Source organism: Methylobacterium dankookense, from assembly GCF_902141855.1.
GTDB lineage: Bacteria > Pseudomonadota > Alphaproteobacteria > Rhizobiales > Beijerinckiaceae > Methylobacterium > Methylobacterium dankookense.
Genome location: NZ_CABFVH010000086.1, coordinates 1 through 9,981 on the forward strand (window position 1 = coordinate 1; position 9,981 = coordinate 9,981).

The window sequence follows — 9,981 nt, forward strand, 5'->3', positions numbered from 1 at the left end:
TCTCACGACCCAGACCAGCAGCCGAAGCCACCAATCCAGATCCGCAAGGACAAACGCCGCCCACGCTTCTCTTTCTCGTCATTCACTTGTCAAAGAGCGGACAGCGGGAAGAACCCACCGTCTGACGCCTTCCAGAGACGAAAACAGCGCCTGTCCCGGATCTACCCGATCCGGGCCCAGCCCGCTCGCCATGTTCAAGAAGGCCTGTCGAAGCGACAGTTCAGCGTCCGGTCCACATCCGCGGCCGGCGCCGATGAGCGGGGTATACGGGCGCCTCAGACCGGCGTCAACACGAAAAATGAATCGGCTGCGAAAAATCGACGACAGGCCCGTGACAGGGCTCAGCGCCGATCCTCACGCAAAGAAAGACCCTTTCCCGCGGTGGGCGCGCTCCTGCTTCCCGATCAGTAGCCCTTCTTCACCTGCGCGAGGGCCGCGCTGAGCCCACGCGCCACCTGCGCCCGCTCCTCCGGCGAGGCGTCGCGGGCGACCGTCACGTGCTCGCGACGCGAGACGAGGGTCAGGCGCTGGAGGCCGTACTCCTCGTCCTCGACCTGGGTGAGCTTGGTCCACAAGGGATTGAAGCGCCATTCGCGCCGCTCGCCGCGATGGCTGACCCGGGCGATGAGGATCTCGATCTGCGAGATCATCACCTCCTCGAAGGATCGTCCGCGCCGGAAGCTGACCTTCAGGGCGACGTAGACGGCCAGCATGTCGAGGCCGAAGAAGCCCGCCACCGGCCAGAAGCCCATGCGCCAGCACCAGACCGAGACGACGAGCGAGACGAGGCAGCAGCCGCCCATCACGATGCGGAAGCCGAGGCGGCTGAGCGACTGGTGCGGCCGGATCGTCGCGCTGAAGACCGGCCGGTCGATCGTATCGGGGTCGAGCCCGTCGGGATGGTTCGAGAGGTTGCCGCTCGCCATGCGACCCATATAACGCTGCCATGCCTCCCAGAAAGACGCGCGCGCCCGTCAATTCGCTGCGAGCCGGCGCGGCCACGGCCGAGCCCGGACCGGACGCCGCCGCGCCGGCTCGCGCCAAGCGGCGGGGCAGCGCGAAGGCCGCCCTCGCGGCGCCGCTCACCGCCCATGTCGAGACCCGGCCCGAGCCCGTCGACGCGGCGACCCTCGTCGAGATCTTCCGGCGCCTCAGCGCGCGGAACCCCGAGCCGCGGGCCGAGCTCGAATACGTCAACGCCTACACCCTGCTCGTGGCCGTCGTCCTCTCAGCCCAGGCGACCGACCGTGGCGTCAACCTCGCGACCGCTCCGCTCTTCGCCATCGCCGACACCCCGGAGAAGATGCTGGCGCTGGGCGAGGAGCGCGTGCGCAATTTCATCCGCACCATCGGCCTGTTCAACACCAAGGCCAGGAACGTGATCGCGCTCTCGCGCATCCTGGTCGAGGAGCATGGCGGCGCGGTGCCGCGATCCCAGGAGGCGCTGCAGGTGCTGCCGGGCGTCGGCGCGAAGACCGCGAGCGTCGTGCTCAACGTGGCCTTCCAGGTGCCGCGGATCGCGGTCGACACCCACATCTTCCGGGTCTCGAACCGCATCCCCCTCGTCGTCGGCTCGACCACCGACAAGGTGCAGGCGGGGCTGGAGGCGATCGTGCCCGAACCCTACCGGCTCAATGCCCACCACTGGTTGATCCTGTTCGGCCGCTACGTGTGCAAGGCGCGCAAGCCCGACTGCCCGATCTGCCCGATCAGCGACCTCTGTCGCTATCCCTCGAAGACGGCCTGATACCACGTCCGGTCGATCGGACCGGACGCAGTCTCGGCGAGCCCGCGCGGCGCCTGAGCGAAGACGACATCCGCCATCCCCATCCGCCATCCCGAAGTGATCACCCGGAGGCCGTAGGGGACGCGACGATCGGCCCGCGCGCGCGGCGGGATGAGGGCCCCGGCGCGCCCCTTCGCAGGGACCCGCGCAATCCCCACCTGCGGGCTAACGCGTTGTGCAGCCATCCCGCTTCGGGTAGTTTGGAGGCTGGCTGCGGGGGGCTTTCGACAGCGATGGGCTCCTGCCGCCCGACCCCTCGTCCGGTCGCCGCGCCGCGGATTCCGCATACGTCGCCCATAGGAGTCACGGCCCATGGACTTCCTCAAACCACGGTACACGCCTATGAACCGCCGCCGTCGCATCTACGAGGGCAAGGCGAAGGTCCTCTACGAGGGGCCCGAGCCCGGGACGCTCATCCAGCACTTCAAGGACGACGCGACCGCCTTCAACGCGAAGAAGCACGAGATCATCGACGGCAAGGGCGTGCTGAACAACCGGATCTCGGAATTCGTCTTCCAGCACCTCAACGACATCGGCGTGCCGACGCATTTCATCCGCCGGTTGAACATGCGCGAGCAGCTCATCCGCGAGGTCGAGATCATCCCGCTCGAAGTGGTGGTGCGCAACGTCGCGGCCGGCTCGCTGGCGACGCGGCTCGGCCTCGAGGAAGGCACGCAGCTGCCGCGCTCGATCATCGAGTTCTACTATAAGAACGACCAGCTCAACGACCCGATGGTGTCGGAAGAGCATATCACCGCCTTCGGCTGGGCGACGCCGCAGGAGATCGACGACATCATGGCGCTGGCGATCCGCGTCAACGACTTCCTCTCCGGCCTCTTCCTCGGCGTCGGCATCCGCCTCGTCGACTTCAAGATGGAGACCGGCCGCCTCTGGGAAGGCGACATGATGCGCATCGTGGTGGCCGATGAGATCTCCCCCGATTCCTGCCGGCTCTGGGACATCAAGTCCTCGGACAAGCTCGACAAGGACCGCTTTCGCAAGGATCTCGGCGGCCTGATCGAGGCCTATACGGAAGTCGCCAAGCGCCTCGGCATCATGTCCGAGAACGAGAAGGTGCAGATGGGCGGTCCCCGCCTCGTTCAGTAAGGCGCGCGGCGCAGGGTGGCCGGGCCTTCCTCAGTGAAGGCGCCCGGCCGCAGACGGACATGGGTCGAGAGGTCCGGGTCGAAGCCCGGATGGTAATGGGGGTCCTGCGCCAGCAGCGGCCCCCATCGCTGTTTCAGGGCCTCGACCTCGCGGGCGTGACGGGCGCGCGCCGCCGGCGTCCAGCGCCGGCTCAGGCCCTCGTCGTGGAGGAGAACGGCGCCCGGCACCAGCAGGGTCCGGTACCCGGCCGCGTTCAGGCGCAGGCAGAGATCGACGTCGTTGAAGTCGACGGCGAAACGCTCCGCGTCGAACCCGCCGACGGCGGCGAACTTCCCCGCCTCGACGGCGAGGCAGGCGGCGGTGACCGCCGAGACCGCGTGGGTGGCGAGCATGCCGCCGAGATGGCCGGGCGCATCGCCCGGGACATGGCGGTAGGCATGGGTGACGAGGCCGCCGGTGCCGAGCACGATGCCGCCGTGCTGGATCCGGCCGGCGCCGTCGATCAGCTTCGCGCCGACCGCGCCCACATCCGGGCGCAGGGCCTCGCGGGCCATGCGGTCGAGCCAGCCGGGATCGAGCACGGTCACGTCGTTGTTGACGAAGACGAGGAGGCGGCCGCGCGCCACCGCCGCGGCGGCGTTGTTCATGGCGGCGAAGTTGAACGGGCCGGGACAGGGGACGATCCGGGCCCTGCCCCGCGCTTCGAGGGCACGCAGATAGGCGAGCGTCTCCGGCTCGCGGCTGTCGTTGTCGCAGATCAAGAGCTCGAGGGCCGGCCAGTCCGTGCGGAGCAGGCCCTCGACGCAGGGGCGCAGCAGGTCGAGCCGGTCCCGGGTCGGCACGATCAGGCTCGCGAGCGGCGCCGGCTCCGGCAGCGGGTGGACGAGGCGCGCGATGCCCTCTCCGTCCGGGACGATCGCGGTGTCCGCGCGGCCGGTGCGGTCGAGATGCGCACGCAATGCGGCCGCATGGGCCCTCCCCTCCCCTCCCCGCGCGCGGCCCTGCCAGGGGCGCCATACGGAGAGGATCCGCGGCGGATTCCCGATCGCGGCGGCGCCGTAGCGCTCGTGGATGCGGAACAGTGCGTCCGCAGCGCCGCGCGCCGGATCGATGCCGGCCGCTTCGACCGCCTCGCGGCGCAGGGCGACGACCGGACCGACATAGTCGAGGGCCGCGAGATAATCCGGATCGAAGGCCGGGCGCAGGAGCGGCTCGGCGGGCGACGACGGCTCCATCTGGACCAGGGCGTCGCCGTAGACGGCCTGGACCTGCGGGTCGGCGAAGGCGACGCGGATCGCCTGCTCGGCGCCGGGCGCGAGATCATGGCCCGGTCCGCCGAGGAGGAGGATCGCCGGATCGGAGAAGGCCGGTGCCGGCTGCAGATACCGGGCCTGGATCTCGGGCGGCACGGCGAGGCGGGGATCGATGCCGACGAGGGCGGCGAGGCCTTGCCGCGCTCGGAGACGTTTGCCGATGGTCCAGGCCCAGAGGAGTTCGAGGCTCCTGCGGGGATGGCGTGCGAGCGCCTTCAGTGCGGCGGCCGCATTACGCTGCCGCGGCCCGAGGAAGCGGAGGATGGCGTCGGGGGAGCCGGGGGGCGTGGCGCGATCCGTCACTCCAGATCCTCGCCGAAGGTCGTGAGCGACAGGCAGGGATGGTAGAACGGATCGTGCCGGATCACGTCGCGCCAGCGCGCGGCGAAACGGTCGCCCTCCGCCTCGAACCGCGCCCGGGCCGCGCCGATGGCGGGCCCGCGACTCACCGATTCGAGATGGGCGAGCCGGGCCGCCGGCGTCCACATCGTCCTGTAGCCGCACGCGCCCAGGCGCAGGCAGAAATCGACGTCGTTGAAATCGACCGGGAAGGCCTCGCCGTCGAAGCCGCCCACGGAATCGTACTTCTCGCGCGTCACGGCAAGGCAGGCGGCCGTTACCGCCGAGACCTCGTGTGCGACCCGGAGGCGGTCGAGATGGCCGGGGCTGTCGCCGGGCCGGCGGCGCAGGATGTGGCCGGCTCGGGTGCCCAGGCCGACGACCACGCCCGCATGCTGGAGCCGTCCGTCGCCGTAGAGGAGCTTAGCGCCGACAGCGCCGACCTCCGGCCTCGAGGCCTGCCGCACCATCGCCTCGAGCCAGCCCGGCTCCAGCACCGCGATGTCGTTGTTGAGGAGCACCACGACCGCGCCGCGCGAGGCCGCGACGCCGGCATTGACGAGCCGCGAGAAGTTGAAGGGCGCCGGATCGCTCAGGATCGTGACGCGCGGATCGGCGCGCAGCGTCTCGTAATGGGCGCGCACCGCCGGATCGGTGGAGCCGTTGTCGACCAGGACGAGCTCGATCGCCGGATAGGCGGTCTCGTGCAGGACGCCGCGGCAGACCCGGGTGATCAGGTCGAGCCGGTCGCGCGAGGGGATGACGATGCTGACGAGCGGCGCCGGCTCGGGCAGCGGCCAGTCGAGGTCGGGCACGCCGCCCCGCTCGACGATCGCGACGCCTGAACGGCGGAGCGCGGCGGCCCGGCTTGCATCCGGCACGGGCGCGCCGACCGTGCGCGCGAGGACGCGCGGGACGTGCCGGACGGCCCCCTCCCCCCGCGCCAGGGCGATGTCGAGGTTCAGGCCGAGATCGGCCAGGGCGCCGAGGGGCCGGTCGAGGATCGCGCAGAGCCGCTCGCGCGTGGCGAGCCAGGGCCGGCCGAGATAGCCGCCCGCGAGCGCGAGATCCGGGCTCCAGTCCGGCTTGAGCCGCGGCGCGCCGTCCCGGACCTCGTCGCCATAGACGAGGCTCATCCCGTCGAGGCCGGCGGCGAGATGCGCCAGCGCATCGGGGGCGAGGACGTCGCCGGGCTCCAGCAGGCAGAGGGCCTCGTCCGCACCGACGAGATCGCCGAGCGCGCGGTCGCTCCCCCCGGCGCACCGGACCACCCGCGGATCCGCCTCCGCGTGCCGGTCGGCACCGGCGGCGAGGATGGAGGCCGCCCAAAGCGGATGCGTCTGCGCCTGGAGGCCGGCGAGCGTCCGCCGGAGGGCCGCCGCATCCCCACGATCGGGCACGACCACGCGGACGGCGCGATCCGAGGTGGAGGCGGCGGGTGGCTCGGCACGCTCGGCGGCCCAGCCCGGATAGCCGGTGAGCGGCGTCACGGCGCAGGCGCCCCGCAGGGTGTCGCGATAGCGCCGGGCGTCGCCGCGAACCCGCTCGTAGAGGGCGGAGACCGCGCGGAGCGGGCGCTTGCCCAGGCATTCGAGCAGGAGGCCGGCCTCGCTGCGCCGGGCGACCCGATCGAGCACGAATCCGGGCGGCGCGGCGAGGCGGATCTCGGCGGTGTCCGGCGGAAGCAGGCCGAGCCAGCGCGCCCGCGCACCGCCCGGCAGCACGAATTCCTGCGCCGAGCCGTCACGGCGCAGCGCGCGCAGCATCGGGCGCAGCGGCGAGAGGGCCGGATCGGCGCGGTAGCTCAGAACGATCCAGCCGGCGCGGGACCCCTCGAGCACGAGACGATGCGCGAACGGGCCGTCGTCGGCGGCTTCCAGACGGAAGGAAACGGCCTCGCCCGCGCGCCGGTCACTGCGCCGCACCGGCCCCGCCCGTCTCCGGAACGGTGGCGACGGCGGGCTTGCGGCGGGGCTTCGGCTTGGCGGGCGCCTTGGCTCCCCCCACCGCGGCGAAGATCTCGTAATCCGCGGTCATCGCCGCCGGGACGATGAAGTTGTCCTCCACCGTCGAGGCGAAGCCCTGGGCCTCGCCCGGCCCCACGGTGACGGACAGGCGCGCCGTCCGGCTCGTCACCGGCTTCTCGTTGTAGCGGATCGAGAGGGTGACCGGCACGTCGAAGCGGCCGGGGGCACCGCCGGGGCCGAGCAGGACCTTCACCTCGACGCCGATCTTCACGCGGATCGAGCCGTCCTCCAGGCGCTGGCACTCGCGGGCGAGCTGGCCGAGCGTCGCCTGCGAGCGGATGCCCGAGGCACCCTCGCCGCGGCCGCCATGCGTCGCCATCGCCGCGCCGCCCTCCGGCACGTCGACCGTCGGGCAATAGGGCGGCTCCAGATCCTTCGGCTGCGAGGGCGGAACCGTCGTGCCGCCATATTTCAGAAGGTTCGAGAAGATGTTGCCCTCCTCGGCCCGCGCCTGTCCGGCGCCGAGGGCGAGGGCAAGGGCAACAACACTCAGCCGACCGATCATCCTCCGCCTCACCCGTCCTATTTCAGGCTGTCGAACCCGGCCCCGAAGCCCTTCATCGACAGCGGGATGCCGACGCCCTCCTCGGGCGTCTGGAACACGATGAAGGTGGCTTGGCTGCCGTTCTTGAACTGACGGACCAGCCCGTCATCCATCACCACCTCGGCGACGCAGCCCGTGGTCAGGCAGCGCACGAAGCCGGCGCGGCCGATATCGGTCTGGTCGATCTTCAGGCCGAGGCCGGAGGGCAGCAGCACCCCGAGCGGCGCCACCACCCGCAGTAGGTAGCCGCGGTTGTCGGCGGTCTTCAGCACGATGACGACGAGGGTGAGGTTCGGCCGGTCCTCGGCGGCGAGGTACTGCACGAGGGCGCATTGCTCGGCCTTGGCGCCGGCCGGCGTCTCGCAGCGCAACTGCCAATCGTCGAAGGTCTTGCGGACCATCCCCTGCGCCGCGACCTGCCCGCCCGATCCGGCGAGCAGGGCGAATCCGAGCGCGGCGGCGAGACGCCTGACGGAACCGAGCCTCACGCGCTGTGGCACCAGCCAACCTCTTCGAGGATAAGCGCCCACGCCGGGGCCGCTGACGAAAACCCGGCGCGTTGGGACCATGCGGCACCGCCCCTGTCAAGCGACGGACGCCGACCTATTGTTGCCGCAAAGAGCTATCGCGGGCGCCCCCCGGCGCCTACCATGTCCCAAAGCCAGGCTTTCCCGGAACCGTCCATGCGCGCGCGCGTACTCTCCGCCCTGATCGGGCTCGGTGCTTCCGTCCTCGGTGCGGGCCTCGCCCAGGCGCAGGGCCTGCCGACCGGCCAGACCACCTATGTCGAGCGCTCGCTCAACCGCGACGGCACGCTGGTGATCGAGCATCCGCCGGTGGCGACGAACCCCTATGGCCGCCGCGGCGGCAGCGCCGCCATCGCCGGCTTCTGCCGCGACGGCGGCTACATCCGTCGGCGGGACGAGTACGGCAATCCCGTGATCGTGCGGCAGCGCGAGGTCTGCGACAGCGTCGCGCCCCGCACCCTGATGCCCGGCGAGGTCGATCCGCGCCCGGCCTGGCCGGCCGAGCGCGTCATGCGCGAGCGCGTGCTGCGCGCCAAGGGCTGAGCGCCAAGGGCTGAGCTTCGTTTCGATCGACGGGCGCTCCGGGGAGCGCCCGCTTCCCTCGTCTCGCTCGGGCCGCCTCAACGCGGCGGCGGCGCGCCCTCGGCCTGGCCCTGCTGGATCAGCGGCGTGATCCGCCGCACGGTCACCCGGCGGTTCTCGCGCGAGGCCCCTTGCGTGTTCACCTTCAGGTACTGCTCGCCGTAGCCCTGCGTGGTCAGGTTCTCAGGGGGCACCTGGAAGCGCTGCGTCAGGACGGTGGCCACCGACTGGGCCCGGCGGTCGGACAGCGACAGGTTGTCCACGTCCGAGCCGACCGCGTCGGTGTAGCCCTCGATCAGGAACACCTCCTGCGGATTGTTGCGGATCGCCTGGTTGATGGCGGCCGCGATCGTCGAGAGCCGCGCCGCCTGGTCCGGGGTCACCGTGAACGAGCCGGTGTCGAAGGTGATCGTGTCGATGTCGACGCTGCGCATCCGCGCCCGCAATTGCGGGCTGTAGCGGACCTGATCCAGCGTGTAGCGCCGGTCCACCGGCACCACCGGCGGGGCGGAGAGCGCCTCGTAGACGGTGCGCTCGTCGGCCCGCTCGTAATCGACCACGTAGCGCTCGCGCGGGATCCGGATGTCGGGCGGCGGCAGGTCCACCACATCCTCGTAGATCGGGCGGCGGGCGCCGTAGGCGTTGTCGATGATCACCACCTCGCGCCCGTCGCGGAAGCGGCGGGAGCGGCGCAGCAGGCGGCCATCGTCGTCCACCACGGTGACGATCTGCTCGCCGCCGGGCCGGTCGAGATAGGAATAGGTCTCGCCGCCGCGGCGCTCGCGGCGGAAGCCGCCGCGGTCGATGTCGCGGAAGCGCTCCGTCTCGTCGTGACGGATGTAGTAGTTGTCGCGGTCGCGCACGATGATGCGGCCGGGCTCGCGGATATAGGTCCGCCCGTCCTCGTTGAACTCGCGCCGGTCGCGCTGGATGCGGCCGTAATCGCGGATGTCCTCGTCCTCGTCGCGGAACCCGCCGGGGACGTAGCCGGGGCGCCCCGGCACGTTGAAGCCGCGGCGGTCCTCGGCACGGCCGACCGGCAGGTCGCCCCGCGCGCCGGGATCGACGCCGGGCGGCTGGACCGGGCGGCCGGGTACGCCCGGCGCCGCGTTCGGGGCCGGCGGCGCGCCCTGCGGAGCGACACCCTGCGGCGCCGGCTGCGCACCGGGCGGGACGGCACCCGGGCCCGCGGCGGGCGGTGCCGCGTTCGGGGCGGGAGGCGTGCCGGGACGCGCGCCCTCCGGCGGCTGGACCGGGCGCCCGGGCACGCCGGGAGAAGGGTTCGGGGCCGCGTTCGGGGCAGGTCCCGCATTGGGCGGCGCGTTGGGGGATGGCTGGGTGCCGGGCTGGGCCGCATCGGGCCGCTGAACCGGCCGGCCCGGAACACCGGGAGCCGCATTCGGCGCAGCATTCGGCGCGGCGTTGGGCACGGGCCGCTGGCCCTCCGGCGGCTGGACCGGCCGGCCGGGTACGCCCGGCGCCGTATTCGGACTGCCGGGCCTCGCCCCCTCGGGCGCGGCCGGGCTCTGACGCTCCCGCGCATCGGGACGATCCGGGGCCTGCTGCCGCGGAGCCTCCGGCCTGGGGGCGGGCGGCGCGGCCGGACGGGTCGGCTCGGGAGCGGCGCGTTCGGGGGCGCCGCGCTGCGGGGCGCCATGGTCGGGCGCGGCGGGCCGCTCGGGGGCGCGTTCGCGGGCGGCGGGCGGCGCCGTGCGCTCGGCGGGCTCGCGGTCGGGACGCTGCGGCCGCTCGGGAC

Annotated in this window: 9 protein-coding genes; 3 read left to right on the forward strand and 6 right to left on the reverse strand. The window is 72.3% G+C overall.

Annotation, left to right across the window (positions count from 1 at the left end; translation table 11 throughout):
• Positions 1 to 404 precede the first annotated feature (404 nt).
• On the reverse strand, positions 405 to 926 hold the full coding sequence (locus MTDSW087_RS28940; RefSeq protein ID WP_144769136.1) for a DUF2244 domain-containing protein: 522 nt from the start codon (positions 924 to 926) through the stop codon (positions 405 to 407).
• Positions 927 to 946: 20 nt separating this feature from the next.
• Here MTDSW087_RS28940 and nth point away from each other — a divergent pair, with 20 nt between their 5' ends.
• Together nth and purC are read left to right on the forward strand one after the other, a co-directional pair.
• On the forward strand, positions 947 to 1,747 hold the full coding sequence (gene nth / locus MTDSW087_RS28945) for an endonuclease III (protein ID WP_144769127.1): 801 nt from the start codon (positions 947 to 949) through the stop codon (positions 1,745 to 1,747).
• Positions 1,748 to 2,098: 351 nt separating this feature from the next.
• On the forward strand, positions 2,099 to 2,893 hold the full coding sequence (purC, locus tag MTDSW087_RS28950; protein WP_142585984.1) for a phosphoribosylaminoimidazolesuccinocarboxamide synthase: 795 nt from the start codon (positions 2,099 to 2,101) through the stop codon (positions 2,891 to 2,893).
• Here the strand turns inward: purC and MTDSW087_RS28955 are convergent.
• The 4 genes from MTDSW087_RS28955 to MTDSW087_RS28970 form a co-directional block, all read right to left on the reverse strand.
• Positions 2,887 to 4,509 carry a glycosyltransferase gene (locus MTDSW087_RS28955; protein WP_144769129.1) on the reverse strand — a complete coding sequence of 541 codons (1,623 nt, stop codon included), beginning with the start codon at positions 4,507 to 4,509 and terminating at the stop codon, positions 2,887 to 2,889. The genes purC and MTDSW087_RS28955 overlap by 7 nt on opposite strands.
• On the reverse strand, positions 4,506 to 6,311 hold the full coding sequence (locus MTDSW087_RS28960) for a glycosyltransferase family 2 protein (protein ID WP_238179532.1): 1,806 nt from the start codon (positions 6,309 to 6,311) through the stop codon (positions 4,506 to 4,508). Before MTDSW087_RS28960 ends, MTDSW087_RS28955 begins: the two co-directional genes overlap by 4 nt.
• Positions 6,312 to 6,456: 145 nt before the next feature.
• Complete coding sequence (locus tag MTDSW087_RS28965) at positions 6,457 to 7,077, reverse strand: hypothetical protein (RefSeq protein WP_186384043.1); 621 nt, start codon at positions 7,075 to 7,077, stop codon at positions 6,457 to 6,459.
• Between the two features lie 17 nt (positions 7,078 to 7,094).
• Positions 7,095 to 7,619, reverse strand: coding sequence for an invasion associated locus B family protein (locus MTDSW087_RS28970; protein WP_373322036.1), 525 nt, complete (start codon positions 7,617 to 7,619; stop codon positions 7,095 to 7,097).
• 180 nt (positions 7,620 to 7,799) lie between these two features.
• Between MTDSW087_RS28970 and MTDSW087_RS28975 the strand changes: the two genes are divergently transcribed.
• Positions 7,800 to 8,186, forward strand: a complete 387-nt coding sequence (locus MTDSW087_RS28975; RefSeq protein WP_186384045.1) for a hypothetical protein — start codon at positions 7,800 to 7,802, stop codon at positions 8,184 to 8,186.
• 77 nt (positions 8,187 to 8,263) lie between these two features.
• On the opposite strand, the gene MTDSW087_RS28980 is transcribed toward MTDSW087_RS28975, so the two are convergent.
• A partial coding sequence (locus MTDSW087_RS28980) for an OmpA family protein (protein ID WP_144769134.1) occupies positions 8,264 to 9,981 on the reverse strand: 1,718 nt, incomplete at its 5' end.

What these genes read in the sequence shown, in the direction of transcription:
- MTDSW087_RS28960 (WP_238179532.1), bottom strand. Translation starts at nt 6,311, where the DNA reads ATGCTGCGCGCGCTGCGCCGTGACGGCTCGGCGCAGGAATTCGTGCTG.
- MTDSW087_RS28975 (WP_186384045.1), top strand. Translation starts at nt 7,800, where the DNA reads ATGCGCGCGCGCGTACTCTCCGCCCTGATCGGGCTCGGTGCTTCCGTC.
- MTDSW087_RS28940 (WP_144769136.1), bottom strand. Translation starts at nt 926, where the DNA reads ATGGCGAGCGGCAACCTCTCGAACCATCCCGACGGGCTCGACCCCGAT.
- nth (WP_144769127.1), top strand. Translation starts at nt 947, where the DNA reads ATGCCTCCCAGAAAGACGCGCGCGCCCGTCAATTCGCTGCGAGCCGGC.
- MTDSW087_RS28965 (WP_186384043.1), bottom strand. Translation starts at nt 7,077, where the DNA reads ATGATCGGTCGGCTGAGTGTTGTTGCCCTTGCCCTCGCCCTCGGCGCC.
- purC (WP_142585984.1), top strand. Translation starts at nt 2,099, where the DNA reads ATGGACTTCCTCAAACCACGGTACACGCCTATGAACCGCCGCCGTCGC.